Origin of the sequence: Psychrobacillus insolitus, from assembly GCF_003254155.1 — a bacterium.
Classification (GTDB): domain Bacteria; phylum Bacillota; class Bacilli; order Bacillales_A; family Planococcaceae; genus Psychrobacillus; species Psychrobacillus insolitus.
In genome coordinates this window covers 864,061-880,592 of sequence record NZ_QKZI01000001.1, presented here as the reverse complement: position 1 = coordinate 880,592, position 16,532 = coordinate 864,061, and the positions used below count along the sequence as shown (strand labels likewise).

The window sequence follows — 16,532 nt, the reverse complement described above, 5'->3', positions numbered from 1 at the left end:
AATCTTATAGGATTTAACTGACTGATGAATCAGTTAGGGGAGAAATTAAATAGTGGATAACAAAAACACTCGAAAAACAGAACGGCAAAAACAACTATTAGACATTGCGCTTGAATTATTCGCAACGCATGGATACGATCAAACGAAAATTTCTGATATTGTCAACAAAGCAAATGTATCTCAAGGAACTTTCTATTGGTATTTTAAAAGTAAAGAAATGATAGCTACTGAAATGTTTACACAGGGTCGTGTGGCCATATTGGAGACGATTTCAACTGGATACCGTATTGAGAAAGGTTCTATAAGTGAATCATTCGATTCTTCAAAACAATTATTTTATAAGCTTTTCCAATTTGCAAAAAAAAATCATTTTTTGATGAAAATACTTTTAAAGGGCATTCATTCTCAACCTGTTTTACAAGTTCAGGTAGATACGATAAAAAATGATATGAAGAAAGCTTTTGCAAAAAATATTCGAAGAGCATCTGAGTTTGAAATGATACCTCGATCTGTAGATCCTGAGCTACAAGCGGTTTTTGTAATGGCTTTAATTGAAGGAACTTTATCGAGCTGGTTATTCCAGTCTGAGGATGAAGATTGGCAACAAATAGAAATAGAAGAACTTGTTGAAAAAACTGTTCAGTTTGAATTTTTTGGGTTGTTTGGGGTTTGATTTTTAACTAAAGGAGGAAAATAAAATGAAAAAAAGTACATTATTAATCGTTCTACTAACAACAGTTGCTTTAATATTGGGAGCATGTGGGAAAGATTCAACCGAAGAAATTGATAAGAATTCTTTACAAGCTATCCAAGATAAAGGGGAGCTTACAGTTGGGATTATGGGGACATATGCTCCTTATAATTTTATGAATGCGGACAAAGAATACGATGGTTTTGACGTGGAAATTGCAAAGGAATTAGCTAATAGACTAGGAATAGAAGCGAAATTTGTTGCACAGGATTTTTCTGGATTAATACCCGGTTTACAAAAAGGTAAGTTCGACATGCTAGTTAGCCAAGTAACGATAACAGATGATCGAAAAAAACAAATAGATTTCACGGAACCTTATATTACGAACCATGTAAAAGTAATTGTCAATGAAGATAATACAACGATTACATCAGTAGAAGATTTCAAAGGTAAAAAAATTGGAGTCGGCTTGGGAACAAATGATGAAACCTATTTACGTAATGAGTTATTACCAAAAGTAGGAGAGTTTCAAATTAATACCTATGATGATGTAATTACAACTTTAAAAGATTTAGATGCAGGACGTATAGATGCAACAATTAATAATTCGTATGCTTTAAAACCAGTTATCGAAGCAAGTGGATTTAAAATTAAGGCTGTTGGTGAACCAATTAAGTCTGACAAAGCTGCAGTAGCAGTTAAAAAAGGTAATACAGAATTAGTTGAAGCATTAAATACAGCACTTGTAGAAATGAAAGAAGACGGTAAGTATCAAGAAATTTTTGTTAAATGGTTTGACGAAGAACCACAAGCTGATTAAAGAAAGAAGGTAGTTTACATGGATTTAGTAATTGATAATTTGCCCTTTTTATTTAAAGGCGCATATTACACTTTATTAATTACAGTGGTATCTATGTTTTTCGGCTTGATTATCGGTTTGATTACAGCGATTGCTCGTTTAAAGGGCAATCGTTTCTTTCGTACAATAGCGAGAGTGTATGTATCGATTATTCGGGGAACACCGCCACTTGTTCAACTCGTCATCGTCTATTATGGACTGGTTGACTACGGAATTGAATTAGGTGCTCTTACAGCGGCCTATATTGCTCTAAGTATTAATATTGGAGCATATGTATCTGAGGCTTTTAGGGGTGCAATTCAAGCAGTTCCGGCAGGGCAAACAGAAGCTGCACTAGCAACTGGAATGACGGAGGGTCAGGCAATTCGCCGTATTGTCATCCCACAAGCAATACGCATTTCTATTCCTCCACTTGGTAATACATTTGTAGGTATGTTAAAAGAAACGTCATTAGTATCCGTTATTGCGGTTACGGAATTACTACGGTCTGCGCAACTATTAATAGCACAGTATTACGTATATATGCCGTTCTATCTATCGATCGCTGTAATGTACTGGATTCTGAGTACGGCATTTACATTTATTTTGAATGAAATTGAGAAAAGATTATCTGTTTATTAAGGGAGAGAACGGTATGATACAAGCAAATGATTTATCTAAAAGCTATGATCAACATGAAGTATTAAAGCATATTTCATTGACTATTCCTGCCCATCAAGTTGTCGCTGTAATTGGACCGAGTGGTTCAGGTAAGAGTACGTTTTTACGCTGTTTAAATGGACTTGAAACAATAACGGGTGGTTCTGTTTCTATCAATAATCATCTGTTAAAAGCAACAGATAAGAAAAAGACTCGTCTTAAAACGATTCATGAAATTCGGCAAGATACAGGTATGGTTTTTCAACAATTTAATCTCTACCCACATAAAACAGTTATTGAAAATGTAATGGAAGCATTAATAATTGTAAAAAAACAATCGAAAAGTACAGCGAAAACAGTGGCTGCTCAATTATTGAAGCGTGTCGGTTTACAAGAAAAAGAAGATGTGTATCCTTCTAAATTATCTGGTGGTCAACAACAACGTGTTGCAATTGCACGTGCTCTTGCAATGGAACCTAAAATTATGTTGTTTGATGAACCAACTTCAGCATTGGATCCTGAGTTAGTAGGAGAAGTATTAAAAGTGATGAAAGAATTAGCAGATGAAGGTATGACAATGGTTATTGTTACACATGAAATGAGGTTTGCTGAAAGTGCTGCTGATCGTATTTTATTTATGGCAGATGGACAAATTGTAGAAGACTCGGAACCAAAAGCTTTCTTTGCTCAGCCAGCAACAGAACGAGCTCAGAAATTTTTAGCGAAAGTGAATGAATTCTAATAAAAGAAAGGTTGATAAAAATGGAAGTTAAAGCAATTTGGCAAGGAGGACGTGCTTTTGAAGCAAAAGGTCCTTCAGGTTACCCAATGTTAATGGATGCAACTCCAAATTATGGAGGAGAGGGACAAGCTCCAACACCAACTGAAATGTTACTAAGTTCTTTAGCCGGATGTATTGGAATTGATGTAACGATGATTTTAAAACCACATTTAGAAAAAATAAAATCTATTGAAATTACAGTGGATGGTGCTCGACGTGAAGAACTGCCTACAGCATTTACAGCTGCAGTACTATTGTTTGATGTAAAAGGGGATATTGATGCTAAAAAAGTAGTTCGCGCCATTAGACTCGGTGAAGAAAAATATTGTGCTGTTTCAGCTTCACTAAACGCAGAAATTTCTTATCGATTAACATTAAATGGAGAAGAAATAATTATTGAAGTTGAAGGATAATAGGTAAACTAAAATTATAATTGAACAAAAATAAAACCCCTCAACCATAAATGGTAAAGGGGTTTTTTCGATAATCCAAACGAAAATGTCCACTTTTCGTTTGGATATGATATCGGCTCTTAGTAATCATACGTTTTGATGTACTAATTGTCAAGTTAACAGAATACTATTGAATATGGCGATAAACTCCAACGACTTTTCCTAAGATAGAAACTTTGTCAACGATGATAGGTTCCATAGAAGAGTTTTCAGGTTGTAATCGGAAATATGAACTTTCTTTAAAGAAACGCTTAACAGTGGCTTCATCGTCTTCTGTCATAGCGACAACTATTTCTCCATTATTAGCTGATTGTTGTTGTTTAACAACTACGTAATCTCCATTTAGTATTCCGGCTTCAATCATACTTTCTCCCATGATCTCTAGCATGAATAAGTTATCTTCAGTAGTTCCGAATGTTGCAGGAAGAGGGAAAAACTCCTCAATGTTTTCAATTGCTGTAATTGGTATTCCTGCAGTGACTTTACCTATTAGAGGAACATGAATTACACTTTGTTTTTCAATTGTAGGATTTAAATTGTCCAAAATTTCAATCGCACGTGGTTTAGTTGGATCTCGTCGTATTAGACCTTTATTTTCAAGCCTAGCTAAGTGTCCGTGTACAGTTGAGCTTGAAGCTAAGCCTACTGCCTCACCTATCTCTCTGACTGATGGCGGATAACCTTTTTTTCGAACTTCTTCCTTAATAAAAGCTAAAATATCCTCTTGGCGTTTAGATGCTTTTTTCAATATATTCACCTCTATTAATTATTTTTTAGTTTGTATATTATTTCTTATACACAGTATATCAGTCTATGAAATAATATGCAAACATAGGTTCTAAAATCGTTGACAAAAACAAATGTTCGTATTATTGTTAGAACATACATTCGGAACAAACATTCTATTAGGGGGAGTAATGATGAAGGTATTAAAAGAAAATTATTTTATTAGTTTATTTGTAGGTTTAAGCATTTTATTTATCTTAAGTTTTATTATTACTACTATTAATTCGACAGAGGAAGATTATCAAATTAAAATAGAACATGGTGATTCTTTATGGTCGCTTGCTGATAAATTTGGACAAGTTAAACATAAAGATGCCTGGATTAACGAAGTCATGGCCATGAATAATATGAAAACAGCGCATATTAAAGTAGGAGAGGTACTAATAGTTCCAGAAGTGAAAGAAACATTTCATATAAAAAACGGCACTGAGTTAGCTGGAACTGGTAGATAAGGGTGAAATAAATGAAATCAGCAGTATACTGTAGAGTGAGTACAGATAAAGAAACACAAGAAACCTCATTAATAAGACAAGAAGAAGAACTTATTCAATTTGCAGAGATGCAGGGCTATGAAGTAGCGCAAGTTTTTACAGATCAACATAGTGGATTTGATATTGAAAGAGACGGACTATTAGACTTGCTAACATTTGTTAAAGAAAACGAGATTACAGCGATTTTTGTACAAGATGAAACACGAATAGGTCGAGGGAATGGTAGAATGGCGGTATTACATCTTCTCAAAAAAACAAACACATCTGTATTTACATTACAGGACAAGGGTGTTTTGAACTTAAATGAGATGGATTCAATGTTGTTAGAGATCTTAGCGCTTGTAGAAGAATATCAGAGGAAATTACATAATGCTAAAATTAAAAGAGGTATGAAACGCGCAGTGTCTAATGGGTATCGACCTGAGAAGAACTTAAAGTCTCGTGGCAATCCAGAAGGTAGAGAACGAATCGTAGTTCCTGTAGATGAGATCGTACGCTTACGCAATGCTGGATTGACATACGAAGAGATCGCTTCAACACTTCAAGGGTTAGGACTCCAGATAAGTAAAGCAACCATACATCGGAGGTATATTGAGTATATTGAAACGCATGGAGGGTAAATATTTGCACTCTGGGCGTTTTTTTTATACCTTTACATAAGAAACTAATAAAAGGGTGAAGAAAATGTTGAGTAAAGAAAAATTAGAGCGAATTAATGAACTTTCTAAAAAATCTAAAACAATTGGATTATCTATTGAGGAAGCAAAACAGCAAAGTGCTTTACGTAAAGAATATTTAGAAACGTTTCGTTCTACCATGAGAGATACGATTGAAAGCGTCAAAGTTATCGATCCATCTGGGAATGATGTTACACCATTAAAAGTGCAACAGGCTAAAAAAGATAAGTTTCTGAATTAATTTTCATTTCAGAAACCATTGATAATGACCGCAATGTTGTCTAAACTAAAGATATAGAAAAATTTTGTTCGAGAGGATGTCATTCATGTCATTACAAGCAGATTTACTAGCAATAAATACAATACGTACTTTATCGATTGATGCAATCGATAAAGTAAACTCAGGTCATCCAGGTCTTCCTATGGGAGCAGCACCAATGGCTTATACTTTATGGACAAAACATTTACGTCATAACCCAAATAATCCAAATTGGTTTAACCGTGATCGTTTCGTTTTATCTGCAGGTCATGGGTCAATGCTTCTTTATAGTTTGCTTCACCTTGGAGGATATGGTCTTCCAATGGAGGAAATAAAAAACTTTAGACAATGGGATTCAAAAACTCCTGGGCATCCAGAGTTTGGTCATACTGTTGGTGTGGAAGCAACAACAGGACCTCTAGGACAAGGTATTGGTATGGCTGTTGGTATGGCTATGGCAGAAGCTCACTTAGCTGCTACTTACAATAAAGAAAATCATTCGATCGTGGATCACAATACATTTGCGCTTTGTGGTGATGGTGATTTAATGGAAGGCGTTGCTGCAGAGGCTATTTCACTTGCTGGACATTTACAATTAGATAAATTAATTGTTTTATATGATAGTAATGATATTTCTTTAGATGGAGATTTAAATAGATCATTCTCTGAAAAAATTGAAAAACGATTTGAATCTTATAACTGGAATTATATTTTAGTAAAAGACGGAAACGACATTGCTGAAATTTCCAATGCTATTGAAAAAGCAAAAGCTCAAAATGATAAACCGACTATTATTGAAGTGAAGACAGTTATTGGCTTTGGGTCTCCTAATAGAGCTGGTAAATCAGATGCGCATGGAATGCCACTTGGTAAAGATGAATCACTTTTAGCAAAAGCTGCATATGAGTGGACTTTTGAAGAAGATTTCTATGTGCCAGAAGAAGTGTATGATACATTTAAACAAGCTTCTGAACGTCTTGGTGTTCAAGAAGAATCAGTTTGGAATGATAAATTCAATACGTATGAATCAGAATTCCCAGAACTTGCTTCCACTTTTAAACAAGCGATTAGTGGGGAACTACCTAAAGATTTCGCAGCTGCAGTGAAATCATATGAAGAGGGAACTTCACACGCTACTCGTTCTGCTTCAGGTGAAGCTATTAATGCTATTGCGCAAAATCTACCTTCTTTCTTCGGTGGAAGTGCTGACTTAGCAGGATCAAACAAAACAACGATGAAAAATGCCGGTGACTTCTCAGCTGAGGATTATGCAGGTAAAAATATTTGGTTTGGTGTTCGTGAGTTTGCAATGGGAGCTGCATTGAATGGTATGGCACTTCATGGTGGGTTAAATGTGTTTGGTGGTACATTCTTCGTATTTAGTGATTATGTACGTCCAGCGATTCGTTTATCAGCTCTAATGGGATTACCTGTCACATATGTGTTCACACATGACAGTATTGCTGTAGGAGAAGATGGCCCAACCCATGAGCCAGTTGAACATTTAGCTTCATTACGTGCAATGCCAGGACTTTCTATTATTCGTCCAGCTGATGCAAATGAAACAGCTGAAGCGTGGAAATTAGCCGTGTCTGCTAAAAATAATCCAACCGTTTTAGTTCTTTCAAGACAAAATCTGCCAACATTAAAAGGGTCAGTAGAACAAGCAAAAGACGGCGTAGCGAAAGGTGCATACGTAGTTTCTCCAAATGAAAATGCGGAAGCAATGTTACTTGCAACTGGATCTGAAGTAAGTCTTGCGATTGAAGCGCAACAAGCATTAGCTACAGAAGGTATTCAAGTATCTGTTGTATCTATGCCATCTTGGGATTTGTTTGAAAAACAAGACGATGCATACAAGAAATCAGTATTACCATCTCATTTAACAAAACGACTTGCTATTGAAATGGGATCCTCCCTTGGATGGCACCGTTATGTAGGATTTGAAGGTGACGTTATTGCAATTGATAAGTTCGGGGCTAGTGCACCAGGTGAAATTGTTATGAAGGAATACGGTTTCTCAGTAGAAAATGTAGTTTCTAAAATGAAAAACTTACTTCAAAAATGAGTAATACCTAAAAAAAATAGCCTTTTTACTTTATTTTTAAGTCACTTAATGCAGTTATCACATTATTACTGTGTAAACTTGACGCAAGGATTTGTCCCATTAGTCACTTTTGGGACAAATCCTTGTTATTTTATTTGAAATAATATAGAATGCTTTACAAATCTATAGTATAATTTTCTGTGGTGTCTTGTACACGTACATAAGAACGTAAAGGAGGAGAAAATATGGATACATGGATCTGGATTGTACTTATAGTCGTTGCGTTAATCGCTGGTGCAGCTATTGGTTTTTATGCAGCACGTCAATATATGATGAAATACTTGAAAGAAAACCCACCGATCAATGAACAAATGCTTCGAATGATGATGGCGCAAATGGGTAGAAAGCCTTCTGAAAAACAAGTAAAACAAATGATGAATCAAATGAATAAAATGCAAAAATAAAAGCACTCACTTTCGAGTGCTTTTATTTATTCAGTAAATTATTTTGTTGAAGGAAATCGGCTACTACTTGTTCATACTCTTCGCTGTTTTCATTGAAAGATTTAGCGTGTGCACCGATTTCAAATAATTTTAATGTTTTTGGTTCTTTTTTCTTCTCATATAGTTCCTCAGTCATTTTTGGTAATATGAAATCATCTTGCAAGCTGTGTATAAATAGAACGGGTTTTTCGATATGGTCGACAACGTCAATTGGTGAAACGAGATTAAAAGTATAGCCATCACGCATTTTTAGAAATAAATTTGCAAATCGAATAGCTAAACTAGAGCGAAGTGGAGTTGTTTGTCGCATGATATTGTATACTTGCTCTTCAAAATTAGAGAAAGAGCAATCGGAAATGTAAAAGTCCGCATCATCTTGAATGGATCCGGCATAGAGAATAGTCGTTGCAGCTCCCATAGATTCACCATGAATACCAATTATTGCATTTTCTCCTGCACGTTTTCTTACTGCTTCGACAATTGCTTGTAGGTCTATTTTTTCATAGAAACCGAAACTAGTTGTTTTCCCACCAGAATCACCATGTCTTCTGTGATCATAGACAACGCTATTAAAGCCAAGTTTTTCGAACATACGTACAAATCGTAGTGAGTTTATTTTGTTTTCTGTCACGCCATGACAAATAATGACATAATTCTTCGTCTTCAGTGGCTCCACAAATACAGCTTTTAGAGAATATCCATTTTTGGATTCAATCCATTTTTCTGTTTTATTTACTCCTCCATACCAGACTTCATCTAACCTTTTCGAAGTTATTTCTCGATTTAAGATAAAATCGTCTTCTTTTTTCTTCATATACATAAGTCTATTTGTAAGTACGAAGCCAAAAATAGTTGCAGCGGCTGTTAGAACACTCGTGAAAATACTTGTCCATATAATAATTCTTTTTTTCACTGCACCAGCCCCTATTTATTTTTGTATAGTTTATACATGCCTGTTTCTATTGGTCTAGAAGTAAATGGTGCTATTGTATCAATTGCTTCTAGCAATAGATCGAGATTAATATTTGTAGTAATATCCATTTGATGTAGCATATTCACAACATCCTCGGTTGCTACATTACCAGTTGCACCAGGTGCGAAAGGACAACCGCCAAGCCCTCCAGCAGAGCTATCAAAACGATCTACTCCTGCTTGTAAAGCGGCGAAAATATTAGCTAGAGCCATTTTCCTTGTATCATGGAAATGAGCTGTTATGAGTGTTTGTGGAAATTCTTTTTTTAGTGATTTAAATAAGTCGTAACTTTCAACTGGATTTGCCATTCCTATAGTATCAGCGACGCTTAATTCATTTACTCCCCATGATATAAACTTTTTACATAAATTAATTGTTTGAAGTGGATCTATTTTCCCTTCATAAGGACAATAGAAGGCAGTTGAAATACATGCTCTAACAAAATGTCCTTCTTCCAATAATTTTTCAATGATGGGTTTAAGTTCCTGCATACTTTCATCTGTCGTCTTATTAATATTTTTCTTATTAAAGCTATTTGAAACCCCTACAAATACTGCAAAGCTAGTAGCCCCAGATTCTTGAGCAAGTTCTACACCTTTTTTATTAGGTGTTAAAACAAATTGCCTCCCCTTTTTTTTAACATTTGCAACAATTTCTTTAGAATCTTTCATTTGTGGAACCCACTTTGGTGAAACAAAGGAAGTAATTTCCATTTCATCAATGCCAGATTTTTGTAATTTATCAATAAGATCAAGCTTTACGGCAGTTGGCACTTCATTTTTTTCATTTTGTAAACCATCTCTAGGTCCGACCTCGACAATTTTCACTATATTTGGTAAACTATACATATCATCCCTCCATACTTATATTGTAAGGAATGGATGGTAAAATAAGCAATCATTTTATTGGGGTAAATGAAAATTTAGGAGGAAATCACGTGACAATTGAAGTAGTTATCGTAAGCGCAGTAAGAACAGCAATCGGTTCATTCAGAGGGGCATTAAAAGATGTACCAGCAACAAAACTAGGGGCAATCGTTATTGAAAGTGCACTAGAAAAAGCAGGCGTATCTAAAGATTTAGTAGATGAAGTTATTATGGGGAATGTACTTCAAGCAGGTTTGGGGCAAAACCCTGCAAGACAAGCTTCTATTCAAGCTGGATTGCCAGTAAGCGTATCGGCACTTACAATTAATAAAGTTTGCGGGTCTGGTTTAAAAGCGATTCACCTGGCAACACAAGCAATTATTGCAGGTGATGCTGATATTATCGTAGCTGGCGGAATGGAAAATATGAGCCAAGCGCCTTACTTATTGCCAACTGCAAGAGAAGGCTTCCGTATGGGAGACCAAAAAGTGGTCGATAGTATGATTTCAGACGGATTATGGTGTGCATTTAATGACTATCACATGGGTATTACAGCAGAGAATCTATGTGATCAATATAATATTACTAGAGAAGAACAAGATGCGTTTTCAGCGCGTTCTCAAGCAAGAGCTGCAAATGCAATGGCAGAAGGTAAGTTTGCTGAAGAGATCGTCTCTGTAGAAATTCCACAGAGAAAAGGAGAGCCAATCGTATTTAATACGGATGAATATCCGAAAAAAGGTTCAACTCAAGAAAAACTAGCAGCACTTCGTCCAGCATTTAAAAAAGATGGATCTGTAACTGCAGGAAATGCTTCAGGTCTTAATGATGGAGCGGCGGCAGTTGTTGTGATGTCTAAAGCTAAAGCGGATGAATTAGGTCTAAAACCACTTGCTACAATCGTTGCAAATGCATCTGCGGGAGTAGACCCAAGTGTTATGGGAATTGGTCCAGTAGAAGCAGTGAAAAAAGCATTGAACAAATCAAAACTATCACTTGCTGACATTGATTTAATCGAAGCAAATGAAGCGTTTGCTGCACAATCAATTGCAGTAGATAGAGAGCTTTCATTTGATCAAGATAAATTAAACGTTAATGGTGGAGCTATTGCACTAGGTCACCCAATTGGTGCAAGTGGAGCGCGTATTTTTGTTTCTTTACTTCATGAAATGGAGAAACAGGATGCAAAAACAGGATTAGCAACACTTTGTATCGGTGGAGGACAAGGGGTAGCTACAATCGTAAAACGATAGAATAATAGAATAACGTCCAATTATCACCTTCTGCAAAGAATAGTAGACTGGACATTTGTTAATAAAGCAAGTTATACTTTCCTTATATAGTTACTTAAGAAGGTGAGCAAATTGGCAAAGAAAAAACAAAAAAAACAGGTGAAACCTACTGTTCAAAAAGAAGAAACCAATACTCTTTCGGACCAGCTTTCCTCTGATCTACTTGCTAAACTAAAAGAAACAAAGCAACAATTAGTTGCAGTTGAGCAAGAAAAAGAAGAAGAAAGACAAGCACAACTGGTATTTGAAAGAAAACAAAAAGAAAAAAACAAATCATTTGAAGAACTTCTAGACGAATATGGGTTTGGTGGTTCGAAGTTTTAACAAAAGAGCACAGAGTATATCATTATACTCTGTGCTCTTTATATATTTCTTTTTTAGTTATTTCTTCAGCTTTTAAAAGTATATCTCTAGGAACTTTTATTGAGTAAGCGTGAATAGATTCCAATAGTTGCTCTGTACTACTTGCTCCAAGAATCAAAGAACCTGTAACGCTTCTTTTTAAAACATACTGAAGTGCAACAGAAGTTATTGGTGCATCCAATTTTTGTAGTTGTTCAAGCGTCGCTAATAACTCTATCTGGGAATATGATAAATATTCGTTCGTTTTATTTACCCTGTTTCGTCCATTCTCAGTTAATAATCCTTTTGCGAGCGTACCTCGACTTAACAATGAAACATTATGTTTCTCTAAAATGGAAAACCATTCTTCTGGTCTTCTGTCTAGTAGACTATATTGCATCATGACAGAAACGGCATTACTATTTTGTAAAAAATAATCAATGACAGTTGGTCTAATTGATGAGATACCATATTCTCTAATGAGCCCATCTTTCTTTAATGACTCCATCGTGTCAATTACTTCATCTAAATCATCTTCCACTGTCCCACCATGCAATTGATAAACATCAATATAATCTGTTTGTAGACGTTTTAATGATTTATGTATTGCGGAAGTAATCCATTTTTTCGAAGGATCCCAAAACCAACCTTCCCCAGATTCATTCATTCGATTCCCAACTTTGGTAGCTAAAATAACTTCTTGTCTCTTATCTTTTAAAGCGTTGCCGATCATTTGTTCATTCTCACCATTATTATATAGATCTGCTGTATCAAAATAGGTTATACCATTATCGAGTGCTGCTTTAATAATTTTGTTTGCTTCCAAATGGTCGGTTGGGAGAGACATACAACCTAAGCCAATTTCGGAAACATATAAATCACTTATACCTAGCCGTCTTTTTTCCAAAATTATCACGTCCTTTCTTTCATGTTACAATGAGTACCAAATAGATTCAAATGAAAGGGAGTTTTCAAATGAAAAAATTCGAGGAAAAAACAATACAATCAAAAGTGTTATATAAAGGCAAAGTCATAACGCTACAAGTGGATGAAGTATTATTGCCAGACGGTAATAAAAGCAGTAGAGAAATTGTAAAACATCCAGGAGCAGTAGCGATTATGGCTATTACGGAAGACAAAAAGATTATTTTAGTAGAGCAATATAGAAAAGCGTTAGAGCGATCAATTATTGAAATACCTGCAGGGAAAATTGAACCCGGTGAACCTCAAGAAGAAACTGCACGTCGAGAATTAGAAGAAGAAACAGGGTATACAACTAGCAGCTTACAATATGTTCAATCTTTTGCCACATCTCCAGGATTCGCAGATGAAGTGATTCACTTATATTTCGCTGAAAACATTGAGAAAATGTCTATAAAAGCAACGCTAGATGAGGATGAGTTTGTGGAAGTACTATATGTAACAATAGAAGAAATGGAATCTCTCGTAACAAATAATAAAATATATGATGCAAAAACAGCATTTGCATGTCTATGGTTAAAAGATTACATGAAGAAAATGTAATTAAACTTTATATATCATTATTCATATGAAGACAAGTAAAGTCATATTTGATCTTTGTACAAGCATATGATGGGAATAGATAGGGAGGTGTTCAAATCTGAACCAGACTTATACTATTTTCATATCTCTATGCGTCCTTGTGTTTAGTTTTATTGGTGGTTTAATTTTATTTGAAAAAAGCACGGTAGAACAGCAACAATGGGTTATTCAGCTTATTGATAAACGTGTTCTATTATTAGAACAACCTACCTTGTTAGAAACAATTATGCCACACTTGATGATTGCAGTCGTATTTTTTTTGTTTTATCAGCACCCTGTTTTACGAAAGTTAATCTTAATAATTTGTGCATTTAAGATAACTTTTTACGGCTTTTGTTCAAGTTATTTATTACAGTCTCAAGAGTCAACATATCCTTACGTTTTTTGGTGGTTTCCATTTCAATTAATCTATTGTATTTTATTACTTGCGCTAGCAAATAGGATTAATCCTTTCACGTTATCCTTATATATAATTGTTCTAATTATAGAATTCTTTATAATACCATATGTTTTATTTAATAATTAATATTAAATAATAGTTATTGTTGATTGAATCTCTTGTAATGAGAATTCACTCTTTGGTATAATGAAAGAAGGTAAGGAGGCGTCATATGGAAAGCCGTATTGATCGTATAAAAAAACAATTATCTGGTGCGAGCTATAAACTGACGCCACAACGTGAAGCGACAGTGCGAGTATTACTTGAAAATGAAGAGGACCACTTAAGTGCTGAGGATGTCTTTTTATTAGTTAGGGAGATTTCCCCTGATATAGGACTGGCTACAGTTTATCGAACACTAGAGTTGTTAAATGAGTTAAATGTTGTGGACAAAATTCAGTTTGGTGACGGCGTATCGCGCTATGATTTAAGGCAAGAAGGAGCTGCACATTTTCATCACCATTTAGTTTGTATTGAATGTGGAGCTGTTGATGAAATTCAAGAAGATCTATTAGAAGATGTAGAAGCAATTGTTGAAACGAAATGGAACTTTATTATTAAAGATCATCGATTAACATTTCATGGGATTTGCTATCGTTGTCAAGAGAAATAAACAGATGGACTTAAAAAGGATAGCAAATTGCTATCCTTTTTTTAATATTTACTAGCGTAAGCCGCTTCCGCTTTTCATAGAATAGGAGGAGATTTAATTGGAAAATGGGTTACTTCAATTAAAAGATTACTTGCATTTTTTGCAAATTGAACGTCAATTATCGCAAAATACATTAGTTTCATATAGAAAGGACCTCACAGATTACTTGAATCATTTATTTGAAATTCAACAAATACATAGTTTGGATAACGTAGAACGACTGCATATTATAAATCATTTAAGACAGTTAAAATTAGAGGGGAAATCTCCAAGAACAATTTCGCGCCATATTTCTTCTATCCGTTCTTTCCATCAGTTTTTGTTACGTGAAAAATTTACAATGAAAGATCCAACAATTCACCTTGAGTTACCTCAATTAGACCAAAAATTACCGAATTATTTATCGATAGAAGAAGTAAATGCTTTACTGGATAATATTGATCTATCTAAACCACAAGGGGTACGAGATTTAGCAATTTTTGATTTAATGTATGCGACAGGTATGCGTATTAGTGAATGTATTGATTTAAATTTAGAAGATATTCACTTAACGATGGGATTTGTTCGCGTGTTTGGTAAAGGTGGCAAGGAGCGGATTATCCCTCTTGGGGGTTCGGCTATTAGGACATGTGCGAAATATATAGAAGAAGCAAGACCAAAAATGCTAAATGCTATTGGAGATACAGATGCCTTATTTATCAATCAACGTGGAAAGAGATTAACTAGACAAGGTATAGGTAAACTATTAAAAACACATGCATTAAAAGCAAGCATAAAAAAAGAAATTACACCGCATATTCTAAGACATACTTTTGCAACTCATTTAATCGAAAATGGAGCAGATTTACGTTCAGTACAAGAAATGCTTGGACATGCTGATATTTCAACAACGCAAATCTATACGCATGTTAGTAAAAAAAGATTGAAAGAAATATACAAACAATTTCATCCAAGAGCGTAAGTTTGTCTGAGGTCTGACCTGTACAAAATGAAATAATTTGGTAAACTAAAAGAAAATGAGGAGGCAAATAATGAATAAATTTAAAAGAATTCATGTGATTGTAATGGACTCAGTTGGAATTGGAGAAGCGCCAGATGCTGCTGCATTTGGAGATATAGGATCTCATACACTTGGTCATATCGCAGAACAAATGAATGGGTTGAATATGCCTAATATGAAGAAATTAGGATTAGGTAATATAGACAATATTCAAGGTATTGAACAAATAGAAAATTCAATTGCTTATTTTGGTAAAATGCAAGAAGCATCCGTGGGGAAAGATACAATGACTGGACATTGGGAGATTATGGGTTTAAATATTAGTACTCCCTTTAAAGTATATCCAAATGGTTTTTCGGAAAATCTAATCTCAGCTTTAGAAGAAAAAACTGGTCGTAAAGTAATCGGAAACAAACCAGCAAGTGGTACGGAAATTTTAGATGAACTTGGAGAAGAGCATATGAAGACTGGGGCAATTATTGTATATACTTCCGCAGATCCTGTATTACAAATTGCTGCTCATGAAGAAATTGTTCCTTTAGAAGAATTATACAAAATTTGTGAAATCGCTAGAGAACTTACTTTGTCAGATGAATTTTTAGTAGGTAGAATTATTGCTCGTCCGTTTATCGGTGAACCTGGCAAATTTGTGCGCACATCGAATAGACATGATTATGCGTTGAAACCATTCGGTCGTACTGCGATGAATGAATTACAAGATGCAGGATTTGATGTCATCGCTCTTGGTAAAATCCATGATATTTATAATGGAGAAGGAATTACTGTATCAGAACGAACGAAAGATAATATGGATGGTATGGATAAGTTCATCGCTACATTAGATAAAGACTTTACTGGCATTAGTTTTATAAATTTAGTTGACTTTGATGCTTTATTTGGACATCGCCGCGATCCAATTGGATACGGGAAAGCACTTGAAGAATTTGATGTAAGGATTTCAGAAGTTCTCCCTAAGTTAACAGAAGAAGATTTACTAATCATTACTGCAGATCACGGAAATGATCCGACAATGCCTGGCACTGATCATACACGTGAATATGTTCCGTTAATCATTTATTCACCAAAATTAAAAGAAGCGAAAGAATTACCACTATGTCATACTTTTGCCGATATAGGAGCAACAATTGCAGAAAACTTTGGAGTCGCAAAAACAGAATTCGGTGAAAGTTTCTTAGCGTTATTAAAATAATAAAAGTAAA

At 34.9% G+C, this 16,532-nt stretch carries 20 protein-coding genes; 16 read left to right on the top strand and 4 right to left on the bottom strand.

The annotated features are described in order from the left end of the window. Window positions 1–52: 52 nt before the first annotated feature. From C7437_RS04345 to C7437_RS04325, 5 genes are read left to right on the top strand one after another with little or no spacing between them, the layout of a single operon-like run. Window positions 53–673, top strand: a complete 621-nt coding sequence (locus C7437_RS04345; protein WP_170122306.1) for a TetR/AcrR family transcriptional regulator — start codon at window positions 53–55, stop codon at window positions 671–673. A gap of 25 nt (window positions 674–698) precedes the next feature. Further along, window positions 699–1,511 (top strand): substrate-binding periplasmic protein, encoded by an 813-nt coding sequence (locus C7437_RS04340; RefSeq protein ID WP_111438395.1) that lies wholly within the window; start codon window positions 699–701, stop codon window positions 1,509–1,511. A gap of 18 nt (window positions 1,512–1,529) precedes the next feature. Beyond that, complete coding sequence (locus tag C7437_RS04335) at window positions 1,530–2,171, top strand: amino acid ABC transporter permease (RefSeq protein ID WP_111438394.1); 642 nt, start codon at window positions 1,530–1,532, stop codon at window positions 2,169–2,171. 13 nt (window positions 2,172–2,184) lie between these two features. Further along, window positions 2,185–2,931 carry an amino acid ABC transporter ATP-binding protein gene (locus C7437_RS04330; RefSeq protein WP_111438393.1) on the top strand — a complete coding sequence of 249 codons (747 nt, stop codon included), beginning with the start codon at window positions 2,185–2,187 and terminating at the stop codon, window positions 2,929–2,931. 20 nt (window positions 2,932–2,951) lie between these two features. Next, on the top strand, window positions 2,952–3,383 hold the full coding sequence (locus C7437_RS04325) for an OsmC family protein (protein ID WP_111438392.1): 432 nt from the start codon (window positions 2,952–2,954) through the stop codon (window positions 3,381–3,383). Between the two features lie 166 nt (window positions 3,384–3,549). Here the strand turns inward: C7437_RS04325 and lexA are convergent, their stop codons facing one another. Continuing rightward, on the bottom strand, window positions 3,550–4,170 hold the full coding sequence (gene lexA / locus C7437_RS04320; RefSeq protein ID WP_111438391.1) for a transcriptional repressor LexA: 621 nt from the start codon (window positions 4,168–4,170) through the stop codon (window positions 3,550–3,552). 169 nt (window positions 4,171–4,339) lie between these two features. On the opposite strand from lexA, the gene yneA reads away from it, so the two are divergent. From yneA to C7437_RS04295, 5 genes are all read left to right on the top strand, one after another. Further along, window positions 4,340–4,660 (top strand): cell division suppressor protein YneA, encoded by a 321-nt coding sequence (gene yneA / locus C7437_RS04315; protein WP_170122305.1) that lies wholly within the window; start codon window positions 4,340–4,342, stop codon window positions 4,658–4,660. An 11-nt stretch (window positions 4,661–4,671) separates the two neighbouring features. Continuing rightward, complete coding sequence (locus C7437_RS04310; protein ID WP_111438389.1) at window positions 4,672–5,319, top strand: YneB family resolvase-like protein; 648 nt, start codon at window positions 4,672–4,674, stop codon at window positions 5,317–5,319. Between the two features lie 64 nt (window positions 5,320–5,383). Further along, window positions 5,384–5,617, top strand: a complete 234-nt coding sequence (locus tag C7437_RS04305; RefSeq protein WP_111438388.1) for a DUF896 domain-containing protein — start codon at window positions 5,384–5,386, stop codon at window positions 5,615–5,617. Window positions 5,618–5,702: 85 nt separating this feature from the next. After that, window positions 5,703–7,703 (top strand): transketolase, encoded by a 2,001-nt coding sequence (gene tkt, locus C7437_RS04300; RefSeq protein WP_111438387.1) that lies wholly within the window; start codon window positions 5,703–5,705, stop codon window positions 7,701–7,703. A 224-nt stretch (window positions 7,704–7,927) separates the two neighbouring features. Next, complete coding sequence (locus C7437_RS04295; protein ID WP_111438386.1) at window positions 7,928–8,146, top strand: YneF family protein; 219 nt, start codon at window positions 7,928–7,930, stop codon at window positions 8,144–8,146. A gap of 22 nt (window positions 8,147–8,168) precedes the next feature. Here the strand turns inward: C7437_RS04295 and C7437_RS04290 are convergent, their stop codons facing one another. Together C7437_RS04290 and C7437_RS04285 are read right to left on the bottom strand one after the other, a co-directional pair. Beyond that, a complete protein-coding gene (locus C7437_RS04290) occupies window positions 8,169–9,098 on the bottom strand; it encodes an alpha/beta hydrolase (protein WP_111438385.1) in 930 nt (309 codons plus the stop codon). A gap of 11 nt (window positions 9,099–9,109) precedes the next feature. Then, on the bottom strand, window positions 9,110–10,006 hold the full coding sequence (locus C7437_RS04285; protein WP_111438384.1) for a hydroxymethylglutaryl-CoA lyase: 897 nt from the start codon (window positions 10,004–10,006) through the stop codon (window positions 9,110–9,112). A gap of 89 nt (window positions 10,007–10,095) precedes the next feature. On the opposite strand from C7437_RS04285, the gene C7437_RS04280 reads away from it, so the two are divergent. Together C7437_RS04280 and C7437_RS04275 are read left to right on the top strand one after the other, a co-directional pair. After that, window positions 10,096–11,277 (top strand): acetyl-CoA C-acetyltransferase, encoded by a 1,182-nt coding sequence (locus tag C7437_RS04280; RefSeq protein WP_245909206.1) that lies wholly within the window; start codon window positions 10,096–10,098, stop codon window positions 11,275–11,277. 111 nt (window positions 11,278–11,388) lie between these two features. Beyond that, a complete protein-coding gene (locus tag C7437_RS04275; protein ID WP_111438382.1) occupies window positions 11,389–11,640 on the top strand; it encodes a YqkE family protein in 252 nt (83 codons plus the stop codon). Between the two features lie 22 nt (window positions 11,641–11,662). Here the strand turns inward: C7437_RS04275 and C7437_RS04270 are convergent, their stop codons facing one another. Further along, entirely contained in the window at window positions 11,663–12,565 is a 903-nt protein-coding gene (locus C7437_RS04270) for an aldo/keto reductase (protein WP_111438381.1), read from the bottom strand. 68 nt (window positions 12,566–12,633) lie between these two features. On the opposite strand from C7437_RS04270, the gene C7437_RS04265 reads away from it, so the two are divergent. The 4 genes from C7437_RS04265 (at window position 12,634) to deoB (ending at window position 16,522) form a co-directional block, all read left to right on the top strand. Continuing rightward, window positions 12,634–13,182 (top strand): NUDIX hydrolase, encoded by a 549-nt coding sequence (locus C7437_RS04265; RefSeq protein ID WP_111438380.1) that lies wholly within the window; start codon window positions 12,634–12,636, stop codon window positions 13,180–13,182. Window positions 13,183–13,832: 650 nt separating this feature from the next. Beyond that, window positions 13,833–14,273 carry a ferric iron uptake transcriptional regulator gene (fur, locus tag C7437_RS04260; RefSeq protein WP_111438379.1) on the top strand — a complete coding sequence of 147 codons (441 nt, stop codon included), beginning with the start codon at window positions 13,833–13,835 and terminating at the stop codon, window positions 14,271–14,273. A gap of 97 nt (window positions 14,274–14,370) precedes the next feature. Next, window positions 14,371–15,273, top strand: coding sequence for a site-specific tyrosine recombinase XerD (gene xerD, locus C7437_RS04255; RefSeq protein WP_111438378.1), 903 nt, complete (start codon window positions 14,371–14,373; stop codon window positions 15,271–15,273). A 70-nt stretch (window positions 15,274–15,343) separates the two neighbouring features. Beyond that, window positions 15,344–16,522, top strand: coding sequence for a phosphopentomutase (gene deoB, locus C7437_RS04250; protein WP_111438377.1), 1,179 nt, complete (start codon window positions 15,344–15,346; stop codon window positions 16,520–16,522). Window positions 16,523–16,532 lie beyond the last annotated feature (10 nt).